This window comes from Citrobacter sp. wls716, assembly GCF_005280975.1.
Classification (GTDB): domain Bacteria; phylum Pseudomonadota; class Gammaproteobacteria; order Enterobacterales; family Enterobacteriaceae; genus Citrobacter; species Citrobacter youngae.
The window spans coordinates 197,367-223,125 of sequence record NZ_SZWX01000025.1 but is presented as its reverse complement, the minus strand read 5'-3'; the positions used below and the strand labels follow the sequence as shown (position 1 = coordinate 223,125).

Below are 25,759 nucleotides of genomic sequence, written 5' to 3'. Positions count from 1 at the left end.
CTTAGAAAATGCCGGATAAGCATTGCGCCATCCGGCATTTTTTTATGTTGTTAGCGCAGCTGTAATTTAGTCAGACAGGTCTGGCTGTCTTCCATGGTCTTAATGGGATACTCCGCTGTTTTGCCGTTGTAGCTTACTGCGATGGAGCCTGCCATATTGCGCGGTAGCCAAACCCCGACGAAGCCATTTCGACCGCTCTTCATCTCTTTTTGTAGCACTACATCACCCTTGTTATCCGTCACTTTGACATTGAATGTCTTCTCCGGCATTTCGCCCTGGCAACCGGAAAGGCTGTGGTTGAAGCAAGGATGTGTTTGCCATTCATAAGGGGCAAATGACAGATAGAACTTGTCACCGAGCGGCAGGGTATAGATCTGATCGCCTGAAGAGAGCTTCAGTTCAGTACTGGTGATGGATGCCGAGTAGGGCAGTGGGCGGCTCTGGGGAGACTGGTCAATAGCTTCGACGATTTGCTCGACGGATTTCCCGCTGAGCCCGTGTTCCGCCAAAAAGGTGGCTTCAGGGGTTGCGGCGAACGCGCTACCGGTGGTGAGTAAACCTAAAACCAGCAGCAATGAGGATTTCGACATAGCTTCAATTCCTTGTGAACGTTGTGGAATACAGACTGGCTCACTATAAAGCTTGCCCTTAGGGAAAGGTCAAAGGGGCGGCGGGTAAAGTAATGCAAAGACGCGTGTGGGCGAGGCGTTTTTCGAAGTACAGATAAAAAAAATCCCCGCCGTTGGGCAGGGATTCAGAATTTTGAGCTTTTTAAGCTTACAGGCTGGTTACGTTGCCAGCTGCCGGGCCTTTAGCGCCGCTTTCGATGGTGAAGGAAACTTTCTGACCTTCGTCCAGAGATTTGTAGCCATCGTTCTGGATAGCAGAGAAGTGTACGAACACGTCTTTAGAGCCATCGTCAGGAGTGATGAAGCCGAAGCCTTTGTCAGCGTTGAACCATTTTACGATACCAGTCATTTTACCGGACATAGTGTATTACCTTTTAAAAAATAAGTGTGCCTTTCGGCGATATGGCGTGCTTTACAGATTTTTTAACAGTAAAGGAAATGCTCACTACGAGGGTATCAACGATAACTCTTGAAGGGACTTGCCTTACTAACTGCTGTAATGGTCTGTACGTCAAACCGTTGAGGGCATTAACTCATTTTACGCAGGTGGATGCAACTACTATTTTCTTTTTTGCGGATATTGGCAGTGGAGGAACGGCCCTTCTGCAGGACCGCTCTTATGTCAAACTTGAAAATAACTTAATCCATCAACTGCTTACTTAATCGTGGGTCTGCCTGAATCAGGCGCATCAACTTCAATTCGGTACTGGATGGCTTCACTCGTTTAGACTCCCATTCATGAACCATAGCGACCGTTACGCCCATCACCCGGGCGAAATCATCTGTTTTTAAACCTGTCCCTCGTCGTAGTTGTTCAAATTCAGCGAAAGGGTTGGTTTTTTGCGTCTGGGTAACCGTCTGCGATACATCTTTAAAAACAATCTGCTCCAGACTGCTTAGCAGTTCAAACATAGGATCTTTGTATTCCATTGAGAACTCCTATAAATCACACAGCGGGATCGTGAATTTCATCGAAGCTCATTAAGCGTAGTCGGAAAAAATGAAGGCGAATTTAAGGTATGCGTTGTGGATTCGTTTCAGCGAATCGCGGGTGACAACCTTTAGTTGGCTAACGAACTGATAAAGGTCGGGATCTCCGATCGAACCATTCCAATTGTAAAGATGACTAAAATAGAGTGCCGCTATGTGAAGGGAGCATTGTTGAGCAAAACACAGGGCGGCGGAAACCGTTATTTTCCCCCACAAGATTACGCGGAAAGGGTATCTTGCGGGGCTGACCTGGACTATCCTTGTCAACGTCAGGCACGCGGGTGTCGTTGTGCGCATTTTTGGGTGAAAGGAGTATTAAAATGGCGACAGGTAAGTCCTGCTCTCGCTGGTTTGCGCCTGTTTTGGCGCTCTTAATGGTAGTTGGCCTGAGTGGGTGTTTTGATAAAGAAGGCGATCAACGCAAAGCGTTTATCGATTTTCTGCAGAATACTGCAATGCGTAGCGGAGAGCGTTTACCGACGCTGACTGCCGATCAGAAAAAACAGTTTGGCCCGTTTGTGTCCGATTACGCGATTCTTTATGGCTATTCACAGCAGGTTAATCAGGCAATGGACTCCGGTCTGCGCCCGGTTGTTGATAGCGTAAATGCAATCCGTGTTCCTCAGGATTATATGACTCAGCGTGAACCGCTGCGTCAGGCAAATGGCGCGCTGGGTGTGTTAGGACAACAGTTGCAGAATGCGAAGCTACAGGCAGATGCTGCCCATGGCGCGCTGAAGCAGGGTGATGACCTGAAACCTGTCTTTGATCAGGTTTACAGCAAAGTCGTGACCGCACCGGCAGAGGCGTTACAGCCGCTGATCCCAGCCGCGCAAGTTTTCACGCAGCAGTTGGTGCAGGTAGGCGATTTTATCGCGCAGCAGGATACGCAGGTGAGCTTTGTCGCCAACGGCATCCAGTTCCCAACCTCACAACAGGCCAGTCAGTACAATACGCTGATTGGCCCGCTGGCGGCGCAGCATCAGGCATTTAATCAGGCATGGACTGCTGCGGTGAATGCCGCGCAGTAATCGTCGTACGGTAAGACACATTAAAGGCCGGGTGAGCATCAATGCTACCCGGCCTTTTGTGTTATTTGGCCACTTGCGGATTCACGCAGTTCTTCTCAACTTTCCCCTGCAGTGCGTCAATTAAGTTATCCACAGCACAAGCCGCCATGTTATAGCGCGTTTCATGCGTGGCTGAACCAATATGCGGTACCGCCACCACATTCGGCAACGACAGCAGCGGTGAGTCTGACGGCAACGGCTCTTGTTCAAACACATCCAGGCCTGCGGCATGAATCTCCCCGCTTTGCAGTGCGGCGATCAGTGCGTTTTCATCCACCACCGGGCCACGCCCAGCGTTAATGAAAATGGCAGAAGACTTCATTTTGGCAAACTGTTCGGTACTGAACAGATGGTGGGTTTCGTCCGTTAACGGCAGAATCAGGCAAACAAAATCCGCTTCCTGCAGCAGCGTATCCAGGTCGCAGTAGCGCGCGTTGAAACGTTCTTCCGCTTCCTGATGGTGACGACGCGCGTTGTAGAGAATCGGCATGCTAAAGCCGAAATGCGCGCGTTGCGCCAGCGCCAGCCCAATGCGTCCCATGCCGACAATGCCCAGCGTCTTGTGGTGAACATCGGTACCAAACCAGTCGGCTCCGATGCTTTTTGTCCATTCGCCTGCCTTCACGCGCTCGGCGACTTCCACCACGCGGCGAGCGGTGCTTAACACCAGCGCCATTACCGTGTCTGCCACGGTTTCTGTCAGCACCGTTGGCGTGTGCATCAGCAGCACCTTACGTGCGTTAAGGGCATCGACATCGAAGTTGTCATAGCCTACAGAAATGGTGGAGGTCGCGCGCAGTTTCGGCATTTTCTCCAGCAGGGCGGTATTGACGGCTTCACTGGAGCCCAGCAGGCCTTCCGCGCTGGCAAAGGCTTCGGCGTGCTGTGCTACGGTTTCTGAACGCAGGTTAGGCACCTGAGTGACAGTAAAATGCTCTTCCAGGCGATGCAGTAAATCGTCAGGTAACGCTTTATAGAGAATAATGGACGGCTTCATGCGAATCTCCGTAAGTTAAAATTTAAGCGTGGCGTGCGCCAATAGGTAGCTGTTGATTATTAGCAGGCTTAACGATCAGAGTTAGCCATACTGAGACAAAAAGCGCTACCCCCATAAAAATGTATGAGGCGGACGGGCTGCCGGTGGTGCCATTGAGGTAGCCGACAAACCAGGAACCAAAGAATGAGCCTAATGCGCCCATGCTGTTGATTAATGCCATTGCTCCCCCAGCGACGTTGCGCGGCAACATCTCAGGAATGATGGCGAAGAAGGGGCCATAAGGGGCGTACATGGCCGCACCGGCGATAACCAGCAGTGTGTAAGAAATCCAGAAATGGTCTGCGCCAACGGCCCAGGAGCCAATAAAGGCGAAAGCGGCAATCAGCAGCAGTGGCCAGACAAACAGCTTACGGTTTTGCAGTTTATCGGAAGCCCATGAAACCAGGATCATCGCCGCCGTTGCGGCCAGATACGGAACGGACGAAAGCCAGCCGACCTCTACCATACCCAGGTTGGCACCGCCGCTGCGGATAATTGACGGCAACCACAGAACAAAACCGTAGACGCCAATACTCCAGGCAAAGTACTGCATGCACAGCAGAATAACGTTACGTGAACGGAACGCTTCGCCGTAGTTACGCACGGCTTTGATACCCTGCTGTTCTTTTTCTAACTGGGCCTGCAGCGCGGCTTTTTCGGATTCTGACAACCAGCCTACCTGCGACGGTTTATCTTTTACCAGTACCCACCAGCAGAACGCCCAGATGATGGCCGGAAAACCTTCAATGATGAACATTTCACGCCAGCCCAGCGCCTGAATCAGGTATCCGGACACGACGGACATCCACAGGACGGTGACGGGGTTACCGAGGATCAGGAAGGTATTAGCACGCGAACGCTCGGACTTCGTAAACCAGTTACTGATATAAATCAGCATTGCGGGCATGACCGCGGCTTCAACGACGCCAAGAATAAATCGGATGGCGGCAAGCATTGGAATGTTGCTGACCATCCCGGTCAGTGACGCGCAGGCGCCCCACAGAATCAGGCAGATAAAAATCAGTTTACGTACGCTGCGGCGTTCGGCGTAAATTGCGCCTGGGATCTGGAAGAAGAAATAGCCAAGAAAAAACAGAGCCCCCAGCAGGGAAGAGATCCCTTTGGTAATACCGAGATCCTCGTTGATGCCGGCTGCGGAAGCGAAGCTGAAGTTCGCGCGATCAAGGTACGCCAGGCTGTACGTGATAAACACGATTGGCATGATGTACCACCAGCGTTTTGCTGCATTGGTTGAGCTATTCATAGACTGCCCTCTGGTTATGCTGATACGCCGCCTCTGAATGTAGGGTACAGAGACAGAGTTGGCCGGGAATTTATTCCCCTAATTGTTCACGTGTGGGTAATCCTTCACTGTCGCCCTGGACCTGAATGGCCAGAGCGCCAATTTTATTGCCCCGGGTCACCGCCTGATGCAGCGAGCGCCCTTCCAGCAGGGCGCTGATAACGCCGACGGCAAAGCCATCACCCGCACCGACGGTATCGACCACATTGTCGACTTTCACCGGTGCGACGCAGCCTTGCTCGCCGCTCGCTGCTTTGTACCAGGCCCCATCAGCCCCGGTTTTGATAATCACGGCCTTCACGCCATGACGCAGATAAAAGTCGGCAATGGCTTCTGGTGTCTGCTGACCGGTTAAAATCATGCCCTCTTTTAATCCAGGCAAAACCCAGTCAGCCTGGAATGCCAGTCGGTTGAGTTTTTCCACCATCTCGCCTTCGCTTTTCCACAGCACTGGGCGTAAATTCGGATCGAACGAGATGGTCTTCCCTTGCGTTTTTAGCGTGCGGGCGGTGTGCGCCAGTAGTTCATATGAACTGGCAGACAGCGCAGCTGCAACGCCGCTCAGGTGCAGGTGGCGTGCGCTGGAGAAATACCCATCGTGATAATCCTCAACGCTGAGATGGCTGGCAGCAGAACCTTTGCGGAAATATTCCACAATGGGATCGGTTCCATTTTCGACTTTAGATTTAAGCTGAAAGCCGGTAGCGTAGCGCCCGTCCAGAGTAACTCCCTGCGCATTAATCCCTTCTTTCTCCAGCGACTTAATAATAAAACGGCCAAAACTGTCGTTACCCACGCGGCTTACCCAGCCTACGTTCAGACCCAGGCGAGCAAGTCCGGTTGCGACATTAAGTTCAGCGCCTGCAACGCGTTTAATAAACTGCTCCACGTCCGCCAAATCACCGGTTTGCGTGGCGACAAACATCGCCATCGCTTCACCAATAGTGACCACATCCAGTGAATTTTTCATGTGTTACTCCTTGCGTAACAGAGCGACGTAGTGACGGGTAACCGCCGCCAAATCCTGCCCTTCCAGGGGAAACTCAATGCCGCGTGGAACATCTGCGGGCAACGTGTCCAACAGCGCCAGCCAGCGTGGTTCCGCGTGATCAGGCGGCACGGCACGGTAACTGTCGTGATGTGATGTGGCGGCTTTCACATGGATGTATCCAACGCTTGAGCCCAACTGCTGTGCAGCCTCTTCCGGAACGTCGCCCACCCACAGCCAGTTGCCCATATCGAAGGTCAGAGATATCGGCAGATTTTGCGTCTGGCAGGCTTCGTTAAAGCGCTGCATCGGCTTCAGGCGTCCGCAGGACGTTTGATCGTTTTCGACAACCAGCTCCATCCCGCTGTTGTCCAGCCATTCACGTAACACGTTGAACTGTTCGGTATGGGAGAAATGGCCGAGGGAGACTTTTAGCCACAGCGCCTGCAGGGCCTGTGCTTCTTCAAGTAGCGCAGGAAGTCGGGGATTGAGGCTACCGTCCTCAAGGAACAACGGCTCAGGCGCTGAGTAACAGGCCAGCAGGCCGAAGATTTCGACAGCAGAGGCCATGGTTGGCAGTGTTTTTAGCTCGGCGTCGGTCAGCATCTCGCGACGGATTTCAACCCCGTCAGCACCGGCTTCGGCAATGATAGGCAGCAGGGCGGTTTGCCCACCTGCGGCGCGTACCTGGTCGTAGCCGTAAGCGGCAGTGACCACCATAATTTTTCTTTTCATGGAAACTCCAAAACTAGCGTTCTTGCTATAACGCTAGATGGAACCGGTTCCAAAGAAAAGGCTATGATGTTGAATTTATGATCACCATCACGAAGGAAATTTAGCGGGCGGTAGAGCCGCGAACGATCAATTCGCCGGAGAAGACCTGTTCCTGAATGGCAGCAGAGCCGCCATCGATCCTGCGTACAACCTGCTCAACGGCGGTATAGCCAATCTGCCAGGTAGGTTGTTTCAACGTGGTAATACCAACGCCCGCCAGTTCGGCCCATTCCAGTTCGTCAAAACCGAGCAGGCCGATATCGCTGCCCCAGTTAAGGCCAATGCGTTTCAGGGCGCGGGCAACCTGCAGTGTGAGAGCGCCATTAGCTGAGATAACGGCTTTGCGCATTCCCCGGTGCTGCTGGTGGAACTGGCGCAGGGTGTCATCGAGTTGCGTATTGTCCGTGAGCGGGACTTCGGCATTTTGCGCGATAACGCCGGGGTACTGTGCGAGGGTGGCGCGAAAAGCGCTCAGGCGCTCGCGGCGGGTATTCACCATGCCCAGCGGTTCGCTGAGGAACAAGATGGCTTCAAAACCTTGTTCGACCAGATGTTCCGTGGCAACTGTTGCCGCCTGAGTGTTATCCAGCCCGACCATATCACAGGCGAAATCGGGAATTTTACGGTCAATCAGCACCATCGGCAGCGCAGACTGTTGCAGGCGGTTCAGCCCCTCTTCGCGCATCCCGACGGCGTTGACCACAATCCCTTCGACCTGGTAGCTGCGCAGCAGGTCGAGATAATGCAGTTCCTGATCCACTTCGTTGTTGGTGTTGCACACCAGTGGAGTAAAGCCTTTATCGCGACAGGCGGCTTCAATGCCGCTTAACACGTTGACGGAGTAGGGATTAGTTATGTCAGCGATAATCAGGCCAATCAGGCGGGTACGCCCATGCTTCAGGCCTCTGGCCATCAGGCTGGGACGGTAGTCGAGATCGGCAATGGCTTTTTCAATGCGGGCTAACAGCGCGTCGGATAGCAGATGCTTTTCACCGTTGAGGTAGCGTGAAATGCTGGTCTTGCCGGTTTTTGCGGCCTTTGCCACATCGCTGATGGTTGCCCGTGTTGATTTGCTCATCGCTGATTTCCCTGAATTTCGTGTGAATACCTTAGCGGGAAAATCTGACGAAGCAAGTAATTTGCCCGGTGGCGCTGCGCTTACCGGGCCTACATGTCGAACGTAGGCCGGGTAAGGCGAAGCCGCCACCCGGCTCAACGATTACTGCACAGGACTCAACGTAATCTCTACGCGACGGTTCTGCGCTTTACCTTCCGCCGTGCTGTTGCTGGCGATGGGGTTCGCCGGACCCATACCCTGAGTGCGAATGCGGTTCGCTGCTACGCCCTGGGTAATCAATGCACTGGCGACGGAGTCGGCACGCTGCTGTGACAGACGCATGTTCAAATCCTGGCTGCCCGTGCTGTCGGTGAAGCCCAGCACGTTGACGGCTGTTTTATTGTACTCTTTCAGTACCATTGCCACGCCGGTCAGGGTGTTGGCACCAGCAGGTTTCAGGTTGGCGCTGCTGCTGTCGAAGGTGACGTTATTCGGCATATTCAGAATGATGTTATCGCCACTACGCGTCACGCTGACGCCCGTTCCCTGCATTTTGTCGCGCAGTTTGGCTTCCTGCACGTCCATGTAATAACCGACACCGCCGCCAACGGCCGCACCCGCCGCTGCACCAATCAACGCGCCTTTACCGCGATCTTTCTTCGAAGAAGAGAGTGCGCCAATGCCCGCGCCGACCAGGGAACCAATACCCGCGCCAATGCCGGATTTACCCGCTTCGCGTTCGCCGGTGTAAGGGTTTGTTGTGCAGCCAGAAACCGCCAGGGCGCCGCTCACGATGGCAGCAATAACAAAAACACGTTTCTTCATCTTAATTCCTTAATGACTTTTTCTTCTTTGCCACAGCGACCGTGGCGGTTGATTATGACGTGTGAACATGAAGAAAATTCCAGGGAAGACTCTGAAATTTGTAAGTAACATTGAACGGCATAATAACTAAGCCGTCACATCGCATTCAGGAGCGCCATCTTGGCTAATTCACCCGCACATTACCCGGTGTTAACTGCCGCCCACTGGGGACCAATTCTCGTCGACACCGATGGTGAGACGGTTTTCTCCTCGCGTGGCGCGCTGCCCACTTCCCATCCCAACTCCTTGCAAACCGTGGTGCGCGACCAGGTTCACAGTAAAACGCGGGTACGTTTTCCAATGGTGCGTAAAGGCTTTCTCGCCTCGCCGGAGAATCCGCAAGGCGTGCGCGGGCAGGATGAGTTTGTTCGCGTCAGTTGGGACGACGCGCTGAATCTTATCCATACGCAGCATAAACGCATCCGTGACAGCTACGGCCCGGCCTCGATTTTTGCCGGTTCCTACGGCTGGCGATCTAATGGCGTGTTACACAAAGCGGCAACCCTGCTACAGCGTTATATGGCGCTGGCGGGGGGGTATACCGGACACCTGGGGGATTATTCTACGGGGGCTGCACAGGCCATTATGCCGTATGTGGTGGGGGGCAACGAAGTTTACCAGCAGCAGACCAGTTGGCCGATGGTGCTGGAGCATAGCGATGTGGTGGTGCTGTGGAGCGCTAATCCACTGAATACACTGAAAATTGCCTGGAATGCTTCTGACGAACAGGGTATTGCTTACTTTGAAGCGCTGCGCGATAGCGGTAAGCGATTGATCTGCATCGATCCAATGCGATCGGAAAGTGTGGCGTTCTTTGGCGACAAAATGGAATGGATCGCCCCGCATATGGGAACCGATGTAGCGTTGATGCTGGGTATCGCGCATACGCTGGTGGAAAACGACTGGCACGACGAGGATTTTCTCGCCCGTTGTACAACCGGATATGATTCGTTCGCCGACTACCTACTGGGTGAATCCGATGGGATAGCGAAAACGGCAGAATGGGCTGCTGAAATTTGTGGTATTCCGGCAGCGAAAATACGCGAACTTGCGGCAATATTTCACCAAAATACCACCATGCTGATGGCCGGCTGGGGGATGCAGCGTCAGCAGTATGGCGAGCAAAAACACTGGATGATCGTCACGCTGGCCGCCATGCTCGGTCAAATTGGCACGCCCGGCGGTGGCTTTGGGCTGTCGTACCATTTTGCCAACGGCGGGAACCCGACACGTCGTGCAGCGGTACTGGCTTCGATGCAAGGGAGCCTCAAAGGCGGTACCGACGCGGTGGATAAAATCCCGGTGGCGCGTATCGTTGAGGCGCTGGAAAACCCCGGCGGTTTCTATCAGCATAACGGTATGGATCGGCATTTCCCGGACATCCGCATGCTGTGGTGGGCGGGCGGCGCCAACTTCACCCATCACCAGGATACCAATCGTTTGATTCGCGCCTGGCAAAAACCGGATTTGGTGGTTATCTCTGAGTGTTTCTGGACCGCTGCGGCGAAGCATGCCGATATCGTGTTACCTGCGACAACCTCTTTTGAACGTAACGATTTGACCATGACCGGCGATTACAGCAATCAGCACCTGGTGCCGATGAAGCAGGTCGTGCCGCCACAGGCTGAAGCACGCAACGATTTTGATGTTTTTGCCGAGCTTAGCGAGCGCTGGGAACTGGGCGGTTACGAGCGATTCACCGAAGGTAAAAGCGAACTGGCGTGGCTGGAAACTTTTTACGACATTGCCGCGCAGCGTGGTGCCAGCCAGCAGGTTACACTGCCGCCCTTCGCTGAGTTCTGGCAAAAGAATGCACTGATCGAAATGCCGGAAAACGCCGCCAATACGCAGTTTATCCGTTTTGCTGATTTTCGCCGTGATCCACAGGCGCATCCGCTGAAAACGGACAGTGGAAAAATTGAAATCTATTCTGCAAAAATTGCAGGTTACGGCTATGCGGATTGTGCAGGACACCCGATGTGGCTGGAGCCGGATGAGTGGTTCGGCAATGCCGAACCCGACCAACTGCAGGTGCTCTCCGCCCATCCGGCTCACCGTTTGCACAGCCAGCTCAACTACAGTGCGTTACGCGAACAGTATGCGGTGGCGGATCGGGAGCCGGTAACAATTCATCCGCAGGATGCGCAAGCGCGGGGGATTGCCGATGGCGATACGGTCAGAGTGTGGAACCACCGCGGGCATATCCTGGCGGGTGCTGTCGTGACGACAGGGATCAAACCTGGCGTGATTTGTATTCATGAGGGGGCCTGGCCTGATTTGGACCCGGCCGCCGACGGGATTTGTAAAAATGGTGCTGTCAACGTGCTGACCAAAGATCTCCCCAGCTCGAAGCTGGGGAACGGCTGTGCGGGCAATACTGCGCTGGCGTGGCTGGAGAAGTACAGTGGGCCCACGCTGACACTTACCGCGTTTGATCCGCCTGCCAGCCCATAATCCAGGTTGGATGGTGAGTCTCTTCCTGCCATGCGCTGTCTTCAATGCGAAAGCCCAGTGCGTGGTAGAAGTTTACCGCTGATTGGTTCTTCTGGTAGACCTCCAGGCTGAGCAACGAAAAGCGCTGCTGCACATGTTGCACCAGTGCTTTACCGATACCGCTTCTGATGGCGGCAGGCGCGACAAACAGCGCGCCTAAAAAGCGCTCTTCCATCACGCTGGCAAAACCTTTGAGCACACCGTTTTCTTCCCACACCCAGGTTTGCGCAGCGGGCAGGTAGACATCACGTACGATAGGCTCACTCTCGCGCCAGTAGCGTTCTTCGATAAAAGGATGGGCAAAAATGGTGCTTTCCATCCACAGTGCCAGAATTGGTGCCAGATCGTCAGCGTTGGATTCACGAATCATGTTGTTCTCCTGGGTAACAGATGCAGCCGGTGACATGGTCGTTGACCAGACCGCATGCCTGCATAAAGGAGTAACAGATAGTGGTGCCAACAAACTTAAATCCACGTTTTTTTAACGCTTTAGAAAGTGCGTCAGAGGCGGGCGTTGAAGTAGGGATATTGCTCAGACTGGCGGCACGGGTTAACTGCGGTTGGTTATCGACGAATGACCAGACGAACTCGCTAAACGGCTCACCGTTTTGCTCCATTGCCAGCCATGCGCGGGCGTTGCCGATAATGGCCTGAATCTTTCCCCGATGGCGGATAATACCGGCATCCAGTACCAGCCTTTCTACATCCTCTTCGGTCATCGCCGCAACGGTGGCAGGATCGAAGTGGTGAAATGCCTGGCGATAGTTTTCCCGTTTTTTCAGCACCGTTATCCACGACAGCCCAGCCTGCTGGCCTTCAAGGCAGATCATTTCGAACAGCTTTTTACCATCGGTTTCCGGGACGCCCCATTCCTTGTCATGATAGGCAATGTATAGTGGATCCTGACTGACCCAGCCGCAACGTTGCATACTCTTCCTCGCTGTTTTTACTGGCGTAAAAATTTCATTCGGCCCGCCTTGACGCGCCCGCTAAAAAGACAATATTTAATACAGGGCCTCATGTGCCCGATATCCTTTAAACAATGACAATAATATCGCCGTATTCGGCTCTTTTCTGGAGTCGCGTTGATGATTATAAGAAACAGTAGTGGTCGTCAGAGGTTAACTCTGGTGAACGTCATCGTCTGTGCGCTGTTTGCCAATACGGCATATGGCTGGCAACAAGAATATATCGTTGATGCGCTGTCGGGTCATACGTCGGAACGCTATACATGGGACAGCGATCACCAACCACGTTATAACGACATTCTGGAAGAGCGCATTCGCTCCACCCAGAACGTGGCGGGGCCGGTGGTGAATCTGGCGGACCAAACGGCTCTGGATGCGACCAGCGGTATGAGCGTGGGCTGGAATTTTCCCCTTTCCCGTAAGGTGACGACGGGACCCGTCGCAGCCCTGCATTATGATGGTTCAGCCACCTCTACCTACAACGAATTTGGCGACAGTGTGACTTCGCTAACGCTGACCGATCCGATGTGGCATGCCAGCGTCAGTACCCTGGGCTGGCGGGTCGACTCGCAGTTTGGCGATGTACGGTCATGGGCGCAAATCAGCTATAACCAGCAGTTTGGCGAGAATATCTGGAAGGCGCAATCGGGTCTCAATCGTATGGCGGCGGCGAGCCAGGATGGTAACTGGGTCGATGTCACGGTCGGTGCAGATATGCTGCTGAATCAGCATATGGCTGCCTATGCGGCACTTTCTCAGGCAGAAAATAGTACGAATAACAGCGATTATCTGTACACCATGGGAGTGAGTGCTAAATTTTAACGAAAGAATGCTGGGATAAAACATCTCTGTTACATATTGGGATCAATAATCACACGCATTCCAGCGATAGCGTGCACTAACTCCGGCAATAAAATTCAGTAACCCGACTTTTTGTCTCGTCATTCATTCCGCAATCCAGGCATTTCATTCCGTCCTGATGGCATTTCATGCCGTTTTCTCCTGGTCATAAAAGCACTTCGGTATGGTTGTCGGCAGAGAATTTCCCATTTTGTTTATGCAGGAAGACTGCCATGAAAACTTCTGATTATCAGCGTACCCGGTGGCTGACACTGATCGGCACCATCATTACCCAATTTGCATTAGGTTCTGTTTATACCTGGAGCCTGTTTAACGGTGCGCTCTCTTCTAAGCTTGATGCGCCGGTGAGTCAGGTTGCATTTTCCTTTGGTTTGCTGAGTCTGGGTCTGGCGATCTCTTCTTCCGTCGCCGGGAAGCTTCAGGAACGTTTCGGTGTGAAACGCGTCACCATGGCATCGGGTATCTTACTGGGTGTGGGCTTCTTCTTAACCGCGCATTCTGACAGCCTGATTATGCTGTGGCTGAGTGCCGGTGTGTTGGTTGGTCTGGCTGACGGTGCAGGGTACCTGTTAACCCTGTCCAACTGCGTGAAATGGTTCCCTGAGCGTAAAGGGCTGATTTCCGCCTTTGCGATCGGCTCTTACGGCCTGGGTAGCCTTGGTTTTAAATTTATCGACAGCCAACTGCTGAGCACTGTGGGTCTGGAAAAGACCTTTATGATTTGGGGCGCGATCGTACTGGTGATGATTGTCTTTGGCTCCACGCTGATGAAAGATGCGCCAAACCAGGAAGTTAAAGCCGTAAATGGCGTGGTAGAGAATGACTACACGCTGGCACAATCCATGCGTAAACCACAGTACTGGATGCTGGCAGTGATGTTCCTGACGGCGTGCATGAGCGGGCTTTACGTGATTGGTGTCGCGAAAGATATCGCCCAAAGCCTGGCAAAAATGGATGTGGCAACAGCGGCGAATGCGGTAACCGTTATTTCTATCGCGAACCTGTCAGGTCGTCTGGTTCTGGGTATTCTGTGCGACAAAATTTCCCGTATTCGCGTTATCACCATTGGTCAGGTTGTTTCGCTGGTGGGCATGGCGGCGCTGCTTTTTGCCCCGCTGAATGAAGTGACATTCTTCGCAGCCATTGCCTGTGTTGCCTTCAACTTCGGTGGCACCATTACGGTCTTCCCGTCACTGGTGAGCGAGTTCTTCGGCCTGAATAACCTGGCGAAAAACTACGGTGTTATCTATCTTGGCTTTGGTATCGGCAGTATTTGTGGTTCGATTATCGCTTCGCTGTTTGGTGGGTTCTATGTCACCTTCTGCGTTATCTTTGCGCTGTTAATCATCTCGCTGGCGCTTTCTACCACCATTCGCCAGCCGCAACGTAGCGTATTTACTGAGGCTCACGCCTGAATCTATTAGCGGTCTGATTAATACCCGGCGCATATATTTACAAAAATATATGCGCCGTTTGCATTCACCATAAGCACTTTTCTCCCCTCCTGTGGTCTACTTAGCCGCGCCCGTAGACATTTCATCTCTGCTGTTGTCGCATTTTCCCCTGTTTGGTCGATTGACCACTTCACAGGGTGTTTTTATCCCGATTCCCAGGGTTTTTTTGCATGAGATACATTAAATCGATGACGCAGCAAAAGCTTAGCTTCTTGCTTGCGATCTATATCGGTCTGTTTATGAACTGCGCAGTTTTTTATCGCCGCTTCGGCAGCTATGTGCAGGAATTTACCGCGTTGAAAGGAATCTCTGCGGTTGTTGAATTGGCCGGCACCGTGCTGGTTACCTTCTTTTTACTTCGTCTTCTGTCTCTGTTTGGTCGGCGGGCCTGGCGCGTACTGGCTACCTTGGTGGTGCTGTGTTCCGCTGGTGCCAGCTATTACATGACTTTCCTGAATGTGGTCATTGGCTACGGCATTATTGCCTCGGTCATGACAACCGATATTGATTTATCAAAGGAAGTTGTGGGCTGGCATTTTATCGTGTGGCTGGTGTCGGTCAGCATTTTGCCGCTGCTGCTTATCTGGAGTAACCGTTGCCGCTATACCCTGCTAAAACAAATACGTACGCCAGGTATGAGATGGCGTAGTGTGGCCGTTGTTCTGCTGGCTGGCTTGATGGTGTGGGCGCCGATTCGTTTACTTGGAATACAGCAAAAATCAGTTGAACGGGAAACGGGTATTGATTTGCCCAGCTACGGTGGCGTAGTGGCAAATTCATATTTGCCTTCAAACTGGCTGTCCGCGCTGGGTCTGTATGCCTGGGCGCAGGTGGATGAATCTTCAGATAACAATTCGTTGATGAATCCGGCGAAGAAATTTACCTACGTCGCCCCCAAGAATATTGATGATACCTACGTCGTGTTTATTATCGGCGAAACGACCCGCTGGGATCATATGGGCATTTTTGGCTACGAGAGAAATACTACGCCAAGGCTGGCTCAGGAAAAAAACCTGGCCGCGTTCCGCGGATATTCGTGTGATACGGCAACCAAACTTTCGCTACGCTGTATGTTTGTTCGTGAAGGTGGGGCGAGCGATAACCCGCAGCGTACGCTGAAAGAACAAAACGTCTTTTCCGTACTCAGCCAGCTAGGTTTTAATACCGATCTTTACGCGATGCAAAGCGAGATGTGGTTCTACAGCAATACTATGGCAGAGAACATTGCCTATCGTGAGCAGATTGGCGCTGAGCCGCGTAACCGTGGCAAAACGGTTGACGATATGCTGCTGATCTCTGAGATGCAGCAATCAATCAAACCGGACGATAATGGTAAACACCTGATTATCCTGCATACCAAAGGCTCGCACTTTAACTACACGCAGCGCTATACCCGTGAGTACGCCCAGTGGAAGCCGGAGTGTGTCAATGTTGATAGCGGTTGTTCGAAAGCGCAGATGATTAACTCATTTGATAACTCGGTAACCTATGTTGACCACTTTATCACCAAAGTGTTTGACCAGCTGCGCGATAAGAAAGCGATTGTGTTCTATGCTGCCGATCACGGTGAGTCGATCAACGAGCGTGAGCATCTGCACGGTACGCCACGTAAAATGGCACCGCCAGAGCAGTTCCGCGTTCCTATGATGGTGTGGATGTCTGATAAGTATCTGGAAGACCCCGATCATGCGAAAGCCTTCGCCCACCTTAAGCAGGAGGCTGATATGAAGATTCCGCGTCGCCATGTTGAACTGTACGACACCATTCTCGGTTGCCTTGGATATACCTCGCCAAACGGCGGTATAAATGAGAATAACAACTGGTGTCATGTCCCGGACGACAAGAAGATTGTAACCCAGTAATGGGCTGCTGACTTTCTCGCCGATCGAATGGCATTTTGATACTAAGGGATTGACGGGCGCGCAGCTGAGCAGTAAGATGCGCCCCGCATTCGGTGATTGGCGCAGCCTGGTAGCGCACTTCGTTCGGGACGAAGGGGTCGGAGGTTCGAATCCTCTATCACCGACCAAATTCAAAACCCTGCTCAGCGAGCAGGGTTTTTTGCTTTGTAGGCCTGATAAGCGCAGCGCCATCAGGCAAAACATTGCAGCATTTTGGTATCGCCGGATGGCGGCGCAGACGCCTTATCCGGCCTACAGGCTCAGTTTCATCCCGGCGTGTATGGTGTTATTCCAACCCCACCTTTGACCTTCATTTTATCTGCAAAAATTGTGCACCACTTCCCACTGACTGTTAACGATTCTGTGACATATTCCATTGCCTTTTTTTATATTTGCTTGAATCTTTTTTTGCGTTACTTATGGCTGAACCCAGCATTTTCCGCTGTGCGTTTTAACGTTCATGGTATTAATCGCTCAGATATGCAGCATGTGTTGAGAAAATTTTCATAATTTGCATAAATGTTAATCACCAAATGTTTCTGAATATGAAGATATTTATTCTGGCATAGTGCGCGTAGCACAAATTTCCCTGCTGAAAATACCCGCCTGCACTTTTTTTAATCTTTGTTTGCCAATTCTCACCGTTGGTGTAAATCGCGGTTACCTGTATTGACGTTTTCACATTCTGTTGACAGATTGTAGGGCATGAGGGGCATTTCATGGAGAATCCGCGCTGCAACTCAGTCGCTTATGTGAACGGAATCCCCATCCTCTTAACGCCGACCTGGCCGGGTAAAAAACAAAAAAGGCCAGGCGGTGCAAACCCACTGCAAAGGGTAAAACAACAAACATCACATTTGGAGCAGAAGAATGAGTATTTCCTTGAAGAAGTCAGGGATGCTGAAGCTTGGTCTGAGCCTGGTGGCTATGACCGTCGCAGCAAGCGTACAGGCTAAAACTCTGGTTTATTGTTCAGAAGGATCTCCTGAAGGCTTTAACCCGCAGCTTTTCACCTCTGGTACCACCTATGATGCCAGCTCCGTGCCGATCTATAACCGCCTGGTCGAGTTCAAAACCGGCACAACTGAAGTGATCCCGGGACTTGCTGAGAAGTGGGAAATCAGCGAAGACGGTAAAACCTATACCTTCCACCTTCGCCCTGGCGTGAAGTGGCAGGACAACAAAGATTTCAAACCGACGCGCGATTTCAACGCCGATGACGTGGTGTTCTCTTTCGATCGTCAGAAAAATGCCCAGAACCCGTACCACAAAGTTTCTGGCGGCAGCTATGAATACTTCGAAGGGATGGGCCTGCCGGATCTGATCTCCGAAGTGAAAAAGGTGGATGATAAAACCGTTCAGTTCGTGCTGACTCGCCCGGAAGCACCGTTCCTGGCTGACCTGGCGATGGACTTCGCTTCTATTCTTTCCAAAGAATATGCGGACAACATGCTGAAAGCCGGTTCCCCGGAGAAAGTGGATCTGAACCCAATCGGTACCGGTCCGTTCCAGCTGCAGCAGTACCAGAAAGACTCCCGTATTCTGTATAAAGCATTCGAAGGTTACTGGGGCACTAAGCCGCAGATCGACCGTCTGGTCTTCTCCATTACGCCTGACGCTTCCGTGCGTTATGCCAAGTTGCAGAAGAACGAGTGCCAGGTGATGCCGTACCCGAACCCGGCAGACATCGCGCGCATGAAGCAGGATAAAAACATCAATCTGATGGAGCAGGCCGGTCTGAACGTTGGCTACCTCTCTTTCAACACCGAGAAGAAACCGTTTGATGACGTGAAAGTCCGTCAGGCGCTGACCTACGCGGTCAACAAAGACGCGATCATTAAAGCGGTTTATCAGGGTGCTGGCGTTGCCGCGAAAAACCTGATCCCACCGACCATGTGGGGCTATAACGACGACATTAAAGATTACACCTACGATCCTGAGAAAGCCAAAGCACTGCTGAAGGAAGCCGGTCAGGACAAAGGCTTTACCGTTGAGCTGTGGGCTATGCCGGTACAGCGTCCATATAACCCGAACGCCCGTCGTATGGCGGAAATGGTTCAGGCTGACTGGGCGAAAATTGGCGTTCAGGCCAAGATTGTGACCTACGAGTGGGGCGAGTATCTGAAACGCGCCAAAGCGGGTGAACATCAGGCGGTGATGATGGGCTGGACCGGTGATAATGGGGATCCGGACAACTTCTTCGCCACCCTGTTCAGCTGTGCGGCAGCGAAAGACGGTTCTAACTACTCTCGCTGGTGCTACAAACCGTTTGAAGACCTGATCCAACCGGCGCGTGCGACCGACGATCACAACAAACGTATTGAACTGTACAAGCAAGCTCAGGTTGTTATGCACGATCAGGCTCCGGCTCTGATTGTTGCTCACTCCACCGTGTACGAACCAGTGCGTAAAGAAGTGAAAGGCTATGTGGTTGATCCATTAGGCAAACACCACTTCGAAAACGTCTCTGTCGAATAATTAAAAGCAATTAAGGAAGCGCTGCGCCCCGGTATTGTGTAGGCCGGATAAGCGCAGCGCCATCCGGCGTAATGCTTTACCCACGATGCAGTTTGCGTGGGATAAGATTTGTGAGCAATACAGACTCGCGGTTCCAGGCCGTGCGTCATTAGAGAGAATCCGGGTTATGTTGCAGTTCATTCTCCGACGTTTGGGACTCGTCATCCCCACGTTTATCGGTATCACTCTTCTCACCTTTGCCTTCGTCCATATGATCCCCGGCGATCCGGTTATGATCATGGCGGGTGAACGTGGGATCTCCCCTGAGCGTCATGCTCAACTGTTGGCTGAACTCGGGCTGGATAAGCCGATGTGGCAGCAGTACCTCCACTATATCTGGGGGGTTATGCATGGTGATTTAGGTATCTCGCTGAAAAGCCGCTTACCGGTGTGGGAAGAGTTCGTGCCTCGCTTCAAAGCGACGCTGGAACTCGGCGTCTGCGCGATGATTTTCGCCGTCGCAGTAGGTATCCCGGTGGGTGTTCTTGCTGCCGTTAAGCGCGGCTCCATTTTCGATCATACCGCCGTTGGCCTGGCGCTGACCGGTTACTCCATGCCGATCTTCTGGTGGGGCATGATGCTGATCATGCTGGTGTCCGTACAGTGGAACCTGACGCCGGTTTCCGGTCGGGTGAGCGACATGGTGTTCCTTGATGATTCCAATCCGCTGACCGGTTTTATGCTGATCGACACCGCCATCTGGGGTGAAGAGGGCAACTTCATCGATGCGCTGGCGCATATGGTTCTGCCGGCAATGGTGCTGGGCACTATACCTCTGGCGGTCATTGTGCGTATGACCCGTTCATCGATGCTGGAAGTGTTGGGTGAGGATTACATCCGCACCGCGCGCGCCAAGGGGCTGACCCGGATGCGCGTCATCATCATTCATGCTCTGCGTAACGCGATGCTGCCGGTTGTCACCGTTATCGGCCTGCAGGTCGGTACGCTGCTGGCCGGGGCAATCCTGACCGAGACTATCTTCTCGTGGCCGGGGCTGGGACGCTGGCTGATCGATGCGCTGCAACGCCGTGATTATCCGGTAGTGCAGGGCGGGGTATTACTGGTCGCGACGATGATTATCCTCGTCAACCTGCTGGTAGACCTGCTGTACGGCGTGGTGAACCCGCGTATTCGGCATAAGAAGTAAGGGGCCATCATGTCACAGGTTACTGAAAATAAAGTTATTGCCGCACCGGTGCCGATGACGCCGCTGCAGGAGTTCTGGCACTATTTTAAACGCAACAAAGGTGCGGTTGTTGGGCTGGTGTACGTTGTGGTGATGATCCTGATTGCGGTCTTTGCCAACGTTCTCGCGCCGTACAACCCGGCAGACCAGTTCCGCGATACGCTGCTGGCTCCGCCGGCATGGCAGGAAGGCGGTTCCATGGCGCACCTGCTTGGTACTGATGATGTGGGCCGCGATGTGCTGTCCCGCCTGATGTACGGGGCGCGTCTGTCGCTGTTGGTTGGCTGTCTGGTGGTGGTGCTTTCCCTGCTGATGGGCGTGGTTCTCGGGCTTATCGCCGGTTACTTTGGCGGGATTGTCGATAACGTCATCATGCGCGTGGTTGATATCATGCTGGCGCTGCCGAGCCTGTTACTGGCGCTGGTGCTGGTGGCGGTATTTGGTCCCTCGATAGGCAACGCCGCGCTGGCGCTGACGTTCGTGGCATTGCCGCACTATGTCCGTCTGACGCGCGCCGCTGTGCTGGTGGAAGTTAACCGCGACTACGTCACCGCATCCCGCGTGGCGGGAGCCGGCGCGATGCGCCAGATGTTCGTCAATATTCTGCCTAACTGTCTTGCGCCGCTGATTGTTCAGGCGTCGCTTGGCTTCTCGAACGCCATTCTCGATATGGCTGCCCTCGGCTTTCTGGGGATGGGCGCACAGCCGCCTACGCCGGAATGGGGCACCATGCTCTCTGACGTGCTGCAGTTCGCTCAAAGCGCCTGGTGGGTCGTGACCTTCCCGGGTCTGGCGATCCTGCTGACGGTGCTGGCATTTAACCTGATGGGTGACGGTCTGCGTGACGCGCTCGATCCCAAACTGAAGCAGTAAGAGGTTCGAGATGGCGTTATTAAATGTAGATAAATTATCGGTGCACTTCGGCGACGTAGGTTCCGAATTCCGCGCCGTGGACCGCATTAGCTACAGTGTGAACCAGGGTGAAGTGGTTGGCATTGTTGGGGAATCTGGTTCTGGTAAGTCCGTCAGCTCGCTGGCGATTATGGGGTTGATTGACTACCCAGGCCGCGTTATGGCTGAAAATCTGGAGTTTAATGGTCGCGACCTGAAGCGCATCTCTGAGAAAGAGCGTCGCCAACTGGTGGGTGCGGAAGTGGCAATGATCTTCCAGGACCCGATGACCAGCCTTAACCCCTGCTACACCGTCGGCTACCAGATTATGGAAGCCATCAAGGTGCACCAGGGCGGCAACAAAAAAACGCGTATTCAGCGGGCGATTGACCTGCTGACGCTGGTGGGGATCCCCGATCCGGCCTCGCGCCTGGATGTCTATCCGCACCAGTTGTCCGGTGGGATGAGCCAGCGCGTGATGATCGCGATGGCGATTGCCTGTCGTCCGAAGCTGCTGATTGCCGATGAACCGACAACGGCGTTGGATGTGACCATTCAGGCGCAGATCATCGAGCTGCTGCTGGAACTGCAGCAAAAAGAGAACATGGCGTTGGTCTTGATTACCCACGATCTGGCGCTGGTGGCTGAAGCGGCGCACAAAATCATCGTGATGTACGCTGGGCAGGTGGTGGAAACCGGGGCCGCACAGGATATTTTCCGTGCGCCGCGCCATCCCTATACCCAGGCGCTGCTGCGCGCGTTGCCGGAGTTTGCGCAGGATAAAGCGCGTCTGGCTTCGCTACCGGGCGTGGTGCCAGGTAAATATGACCGCCCGAACGGCTGTTTGCTGAACCCGCGCTGCCCCTATGCGACCGACAAATGCCGCGCTGAAGAACCTGAACTGAACCTGCTGGATGGCGGTCGTCAGTCGAAATGCCACTACCCACTTGATGATGCCGGGAGGCCTGGGCTATGAGTACGCAAAAGGCCGCCGCGCAACAGCCGCTGTTGCAGGCCATTGACCTGAAAAAACACTACCCGGTGAAAAAGGGCATGTTCGCCCCGGAACGCCTGGTGAAAGCGCTGGATGGTGTTTCCTTTACTCTGGAGCGCGGTAAAACGCTGGCGGTGGTAGGTGAGTCGGGCTGTGGAAAATCCACCCTTGGCCGTCTGCTGACGATGATTGAAATCCCGACCGGCGGTGAGCTGTATTACCAAGGACAGGATTTACTCAAGCACGACCCGCATGCGCAGAAGCTGCGTCGGCAGAAAATCCAGATAGTATTCCAGAACCCCTACGGTTCCCTGAACCCACGTAAGAAAGTTGGGCAGATTCTGGAAGAGCCGTTGCTGATCAACACGACGCTCAGCAAAGAGGAGCGTCGTGAAAAAGCGCTGGCGATGATGGCGAAAGTGGGACTGAAAACCGAGCACTACGACCGCTATCCGCATATGTTCTCCGGCGGTCAGCGTCAGCGTATCGCCATTGCCCGCGGTTTGATGCTTGACCCGGATGTGGTGATTGCCGACGAACCGGTCTCGGCGCTGGACGTTTCCGTACGTGCGCAGGTGCTGAACCTGATGATGGACTTGCAGCAGGAACTGGGGCTGTCCTACGTCTTTATCTCGCACGACCTGTCGGTGGTAGAGCACATTGCTGATGAAGTGATGGTGATGTATTTGGGCCGCTGCGTGGAAAAAGGAACCAAGGATCAGATCTTCAATAATCCACGTCATCCGTACACTCAGGCGCTGCTTTCCGCAACGCCGCGCCTGAACCCGGACGATCGCCGCGAGCGTATCAAGCTGACTGGTGAGCTGCCAAGCCCGCTGAATCCGCCACCGGGCTGTGCGTTCAACGCCCGTTGCCGTCGTCGCTTTGGTCCGTGTACTCAGCTTCAGCCACAGTTAAAAGACTATGGTGGTCAACTGGTAGCCTGTTTCGCCGTTGACCAGGACGAAAACCCACAGCAATAAACGTGGGTTATGACCCGATAACCGGAGCCTTGTGCTCCGGTTTTTTTATAATTCGTTTTTACTCCCACAATGTGAGTCCATTGGCAGAACATTATTCCATAGTGTCTAGAATATAGTCAGATTTTTGGACGGCACAGAAATATCTACTTCGCAGTTGCTAACTACCAGGAGCAAATGTGGTCACGATACGCTGGGATATTAAAACAATTGATCGTCTGTCGATGGTTGAGGATGTCCTGAAGGAATTTTCCTGTTGTGATATCAATATCATCTCCATGAAAGTCACACCTGGACGGATCCTGATTAAATCCTGGTGTCGCCAGTTACAGGATATTTCCTGCGTGCAATCCTGTTTAAGCCGACGCGCCGATATTATTAACGTCGCTTACCTGTGTGAAGAGATAAGCGAGTTGTCGATGTCTGAGCCGGAACGCCCGCGCTATTTCTCTGACATTATTTGCAGCAGCCAGAGCATGCACGCGCTTATCGAAAAGGCGATAAAAATTGCTGACAGCAAATATACCGTTCTGATCCGTGGTGATACGGGCACTGGCAAAGAATTGCTGGCCCGGGCTATCCATAATTCCGGTCAGCGGCGTTTTTATCCGTTTATTCCGGTTAACTGCTCTGCGCTACCTGAGTCGTTGATGGAGAGTGAATTCTTTGGCTATGAGAAAGGGGCTTTTAGCGGTGCAGACTGTAAAGGTAAAAAAGGGTTGTTTGAAATGGCCGAGAAAGGCACCCTTTTTCTCGATGAATTTGGTGAAATGTCGCTGGGCTTACAGGCTAAATTATTGCGCGTCCTGCAGGATGGCGGGATCCGTCGCGTTGGCGGGGCGCAAATTATTCCGGTTAATGTACGCATTATTGTGGCAACCAACGCCAATCTGGAAGAGATGGTGGAGCAACGCCTGCTGCGCGCCGATCTCTATTACCGCATCAATGTACTTTCCCTGACTATTCCACCCTTGCGGGAACGCCCACAGGATATCAGTCTGTTGATTCGCCACTTTGTGCAGAAATACGCGAAGGAGTTCCAGCGGCGGATCATTCTGGATAAAGCTTGCTTTGATGCCCTGCATCATCACAGTTGGCCGGGAAATGTGCGCGAACTGGAAAATACCATTATTCGCCTGATGCTAATGGCGGAGTCCGATGTCATAACGCGGGAAGAATTAGGAATAGTGAATTTTCCCGCCGTTAAGCAAGGCCCGACAGAACGTCCTTTTAAAGAGCAGGTCCAGTGCGCCGAGCGTCAGTTAATTGAACAGATGGTGGAGGAGAATGTGTCGTCACGGCATATCGCCAAAGCGCTGGGGGTGTCACATACCACGGTACTGAATAAAATTCGCAGCTATCAACTGGAGAGTGTGAGCTAAGCGCCGCCAGGTGTTGACGGCGCAGTTTACGCGGGTTATTCAATCAGCTTCAGTAATGGCGACAGGCACAGCAGGATCCCGTACAGCAGAATTAGCCAGGTTTTCAGCCCGCGCAGTTTTTCCAGCTGTGTGACTTTATAGATCAGGAAAAACGGAATAATACACGACACAATCCCGTACAGCGGGCTGCCTAACTGGAAGAACACCAGTACCGATACGCGAAACGATACCCAAATAACTAGCGTAATAACGATAAATGTGCAAATACCCAGCGTAAGCACCAGAGGATTAATTTTCTCCACGTCAATAACGCGGCTCAGAACGTTAAGAATAATTCCTTTAATCGCCTCGTGGAATCCCAAATAAATACCAAAGAATGCGGTTAATACAGCGAAGATATTTAACACCGTTGAGGTGATGTGAATAATCTGACCAGGAATAACCTGCGCCGCCAGAGCCAGTGCAGAAATATTCTGTTCGAAGGCTGAAACGGCCTCTTCGTGGCTAATCGAAAAGGTAAAAGAGAAGGAGAAAAACAGGATGACCGCAATCAGCGTAATGTAACTGATCCGATGCGTGCGTATAGCCATACGTGTGGCCAGTACCCGGTCCGCCACCCGTTTGCGGTAGGCAATGTTCATGGGGTTCAGCACTTGAATAAACACCGCCGAGAAGAAGCAGAATGGGATAGTTAGCAGCACATCGCGAAAGAACACCGATGCTTCAGGAAAGGCGCTGATATTGCTGAAGTTCCAGTGCGGAACCATCGCAAAGCCGAAGATGATGATAATGCCGACTTTTACCACCACCATCGGACCGGAGATTTTGAACAGTAGCTTTTCTCCCCCGGAAGCAATGGCTACCAGTACGGCAAAAATGGCCACTTTGTAGATGATTGACTGCGAAAGGTCGGTATCGGTTAGCCCAAAAGTTTTGATATACGAGGCGCTGTCAAAAACCACCGATAATGAATAGATGAATATTCCATGAATAATCATCAAAAAGTAAATCACACCGAGGAATACACCCCAGTTTTTCCCAAGGTAATGACTTATAATATCGGTGTAGTCATTGCAGGTTTCACTTTCGGATAATGTTTTTAAATAAATGTCCTGCACAATGTACGTTGCCGGGTAAGCGATAATAAAGGCGACAATAAAAACCCAAATGCCGGTTAAGCCAATTTGTACCGGCATCAGAACTGTACCCGCACCAATTGCCATGCCGATGCAGAGTAATACCCAGCCAAAATCGTATTTTGTAAACGGTATTTTCTTTGAGAATGGTACGGCGGTTGCTGTATTGTTGCTTAATTGTATTGTGTTGTCCTGCATAGAACCCCCTGCCCAAAATACCCGTTCTCCCCGAAAAGGAGCGCGCGTATAGCCAGACTGTTGTGCCTTGATGCTCAACGACCTGAA

General features: G+C 52.6%; 24 protein-coding genes and 1 tRNA gene. 13 read left to right on the top strand and 12 right to left on the bottom strand.

From position 1 onward, the window contains the following. Window positions 1-50 precede the first annotated feature (50 nt). The 3 genes from cueP to FDX24_RS08940 form a co-directional block, all read right to left on the bottom strand. Window positions 51-590 carry a copper-binding periplasmic metallochaperone CueP gene (cueP, locus tag FDX24_RS08950; RefSeq protein WP_137364159.1) on the bottom strand — a complete coding sequence of 180 codons (540 nt, stop codon included), beginning with the start codon at window positions 588-590 and terminating at the stop codon, window positions 51-53. Between the two features lie 187 nt (window positions 591-777). Beyond that, entirely contained in the window at window positions 778-990 is a 213-nt protein-coding gene (gene cspA, locus FDX24_RS08945) for an RNA chaperone/antiterminator CspA (RefSeq protein ID WP_000014594.1), read from the bottom strand. Between the two features lie 278 nt (window positions 991-1,268). After that, window positions 1,269-1,559 (bottom strand): HTH-type transcriptional regulator, encoded by a 291-nt coding sequence (locus tag FDX24_RS08940; RefSeq protein ID WP_048213664.1) that lies wholly within the window; start codon window positions 1,557-1,559, stop codon window positions 1,269-1,271. 380 nt (window positions 1,560-1,939) lie between these two features. Between FDX24_RS08940 and FDX24_RS08935 the strand changes: the two genes are divergently transcribed. Further along, window positions 1,940-2,650 (top strand): DUF3053 domain-containing protein, encoded by a 711-nt coding sequence (locus FDX24_RS08935; protein WP_048213663.1) that lies wholly within the window; start codon window positions 1,940-1,942, stop codon window positions 2,648-2,650. A gap of 61 nt (window positions 2,651-2,711) precedes the next feature. On the opposite strand, the gene ghrB is transcribed toward FDX24_RS08935, so the two are convergent. The 6 genes from ghrB to FDX24_RS08905 form a co-directional block, all read right to left on the bottom strand. Next, window positions 2,712-3,686 carry a glyoxylate/hydroxypyruvate reductase GhrB gene (ghrB, locus tag FDX24_RS08930; protein ID WP_048213662.1) on the bottom strand — a complete coding sequence of 325 codons (975 nt, stop codon included), beginning with the start codon at window positions 3,684-3,686 and terminating at the stop codon, window positions 2,712-2,714. A 22-nt stretch (window positions 3,687-3,708) separates the two neighbouring features. After that, window positions 3,709-4,989, bottom strand: coding sequence for an MFS transporter (locus FDX24_RS08925; RefSeq protein ID WP_040231622.1), 1,281 nt, complete (start codon window positions 4,987-4,989; stop codon window positions 3,709-3,711). Window positions 4,990-5,059: 70 nt separating this feature from the next. Further along, window positions 5,060-5,998, bottom strand: coding sequence for a sugar kinase (locus tag FDX24_RS08920; RefSeq protein ID WP_048213660.1), 939 nt, complete (start codon window positions 5,996-5,998; stop codon window positions 5,060-5,062). A gap of 3 nt (window positions 5,999-6,001) precedes the next feature. Further along, window positions 6,002-6,751 carry a sugar phosphate isomerase/epimerase gene (locus FDX24_RS08915; protein ID WP_137364158.1) on the bottom strand — a complete coding sequence of 250 codons (750 nt, stop codon included), beginning with the start codon at window positions 6,749-6,751 and terminating at the stop codon, window positions 6,002-6,004. Window positions 6,752-6,851: 100 nt separating this feature from the next. Next, window positions 6,852-7,868 carry a LacI family DNA-binding transcriptional regulator gene (locus FDX24_RS08910; RefSeq protein ID WP_137364157.1) on the bottom strand — a complete coding sequence of 339 codons (1,017 nt, stop codon included), beginning with the start codon at window positions 7,866-7,868 and terminating at the stop codon, window positions 6,852-6,854. A gap of 141 nt (window positions 7,869-8,009) precedes the next feature. After that, window positions 8,010-8,672, bottom strand: coding sequence for an OmpA family lipoprotein (locus tag FDX24_RS08905; protein WP_137364156.1), 663 nt, complete (start codon window positions 8,670-8,672; stop codon window positions 8,010-8,012). A 159-nt stretch (window positions 8,673-8,831) separates the two neighbouring features. On the opposite strand from FDX24_RS08905, the gene FDX24_RS08900 reads away from it, so the two are divergent. Further along, window positions 8,832-11,165 (top strand): molybdopterin guanine dinucleotide-containing S/N-oxide reductase, encoded by a 2,334-nt coding sequence (locus FDX24_RS08900; protein ID WP_137364155.1) that lies wholly within the window; start codon window positions 8,832-8,834, stop codon window positions 11,163-11,165. Here FDX24_RS08900 and FDX24_RS08895 read toward each other — a convergent pair. Both FDX24_RS08895 and tag read right to left on the bottom strand, forming a co-directional pair. Then, on the bottom strand, window positions 11,134-11,574 hold the full coding sequence (locus FDX24_RS08895) for an N-acetyltransferase (protein ID WP_048213656.1): 441 nt from the start codon (window positions 11,572-11,574) through the stop codon (window positions 11,134-11,136). The two genes, FDX24_RS08900 and FDX24_RS08895, sit on opposite strands and share 32 nt — an antisense overlap. Further along, a complete protein-coding gene (tag, locus tag FDX24_RS08890) occupies window positions 11,564-12,133 on the bottom strand; it encodes a DNA-3-methyladenine glycosylase I (RefSeq protein ID WP_137364154.1) in 570 nt (189 codons plus the stop codon). The genes FDX24_RS08895 and tag overlap by 11 nt, the downstream gene beginning before the upstream one ends. A gap of 159 nt (window positions 12,134-12,292) precedes the next feature. Between tag and FDX24_RS08885 the strand changes: the two genes are divergently transcribed. From FDX24_RS08885 to FDX24_RS08835, 11 genes are all read left to right on the top strand, one after another. Then, entirely contained in the window at window positions 12,293-12,994 is a 702-nt protein-coding gene (locus FDX24_RS08885; RefSeq protein WP_137364153.1) for an autotransporter outer membrane beta-barrel domain-containing protein, read from the top strand. A gap of 251 nt (window positions 12,995-13,245) precedes the next feature. Continuing rightward, the gene (locus tag FDX24_RS08880; protein WP_137364152.1) at window positions 13,246-14,448 is read left to right on the top strand and encodes an MFS transporter; all 1,203 of its coding nucleotides are present in this window, start codon (window positions 13,246-13,248) and stop codon (window positions 14,446-14,448) included. A gap of 209 nt (window positions 14,449-14,657) precedes the next feature. Then, the gene (eptB, locus tag FDX24_RS08875) at window positions 14,658-16,349 is read left to right on the top strand and encodes a kdo(2)-lipid A phosphoethanolamine 7''-transferase (RefSeq protein WP_048213652.1); all 1,692 of its coding nucleotides are present in this window, start codon (window positions 14,658-14,660) and stop codon (window positions 16,347-16,349) included. 90 nt (window positions 16,350-16,439) lie between these two features. Further along, window positions 16,440-16,516 (top strand) — tRNA-Pro (locus FDX24_RS08870). Window positions 16,517-17,107: 591 nt separating this feature from the next. After that, a complete protein-coding gene (locus FDX24_RS23425; RefSeq protein WP_170973062.1) occupies window positions 17,108-17,344 on the top strand; it encodes a hypothetical protein in 237 nt (78 codons plus the stop codon). Further along, on the top strand, window positions 17,259-18,866 hold the full coding sequence (dppA, locus tag FDX24_RS08865) for a dipeptide ABC transporter periplasmic-binding protein DppA (protein ID WP_048213650.1): 1,608 nt from the start codon (window positions 17,259-17,261) through the stop codon (window positions 18,864-18,866). The genes FDX24_RS23425 and dppA overlap by 86 nt, the downstream gene beginning before the upstream one ends. 166 nt (window positions 18,867-19,032) lie before the next feature. Further along, entirely contained in the window at window positions 19,033-20,052 is a 1,020-nt protein-coding gene (dppB, locus tag FDX24_RS08855; protein WP_003837733.1) for a dipeptide ABC transporter permease DppB, read from the top strand. A gap of 9 nt (window positions 20,053-20,061) precedes the next feature. Then, window positions 20,062-20,964 (top strand): dipeptide ABC transporter permease DppC, encoded by a 903-nt coding sequence (dppC, locus tag FDX24_RS08850; RefSeq protein ID WP_061066786.1) that lies wholly within the window; start codon window positions 20,062-20,064, stop codon window positions 20,962-20,964. Between the two features lie 10 nt (window positions 20,965-20,974). Then, window positions 20,975-21,958: a dipeptide ABC transporter ATP-binding protein gene (gene dppD, locus FDX24_RS08845; RefSeq protein ID WP_137364150.1), complete on the top strand. Its 984-nt coding sequence runs from the start codon at window positions 20,975-20,977 to the stop codon at window positions 21,956-21,958. Then, the gene (gene dppF / locus FDX24_RS08840; protein ID WP_115601327.1) at window positions 21,955-22,959 is read left to right on the top strand and encodes a dipeptide ABC transporter ATP-binding subunit DppF; all 1,005 of its coding nucleotides are present in this window, start codon (window positions 21,955-21,957) and stop codon (window positions 22,957-22,959) included. Before dppD ends, dppF begins: the two co-directional genes overlap by 4 nt. 176 nt (window positions 22,960-23,135) lie before the next feature. Further along, window positions 23,136-24,338: a sigma-54-dependent Fis family transcriptional regulator gene (locus tag FDX24_RS08835; protein WP_061066785.1), complete on the top strand. Its 1,203-nt coding sequence runs from the start codon at window positions 23,136-23,138 to the stop codon at window positions 24,336-24,338. 35 nt (window positions 24,339-24,373) lie between these two features. Here the strand turns inward: FDX24_RS08835 and FDX24_RS08830 are convergent, their stop codons facing one another. After that, complete coding sequence (locus FDX24_RS08830) at window positions 24,374-25,672, bottom strand: aromatic amino acid transport family protein (RefSeq protein WP_048213647.1); 1,299 nt, start codon at window positions 25,670-25,672, stop codon at window positions 24,374-24,376. Window positions 25,673-25,759: the final 87 nt, after the last annotated feature.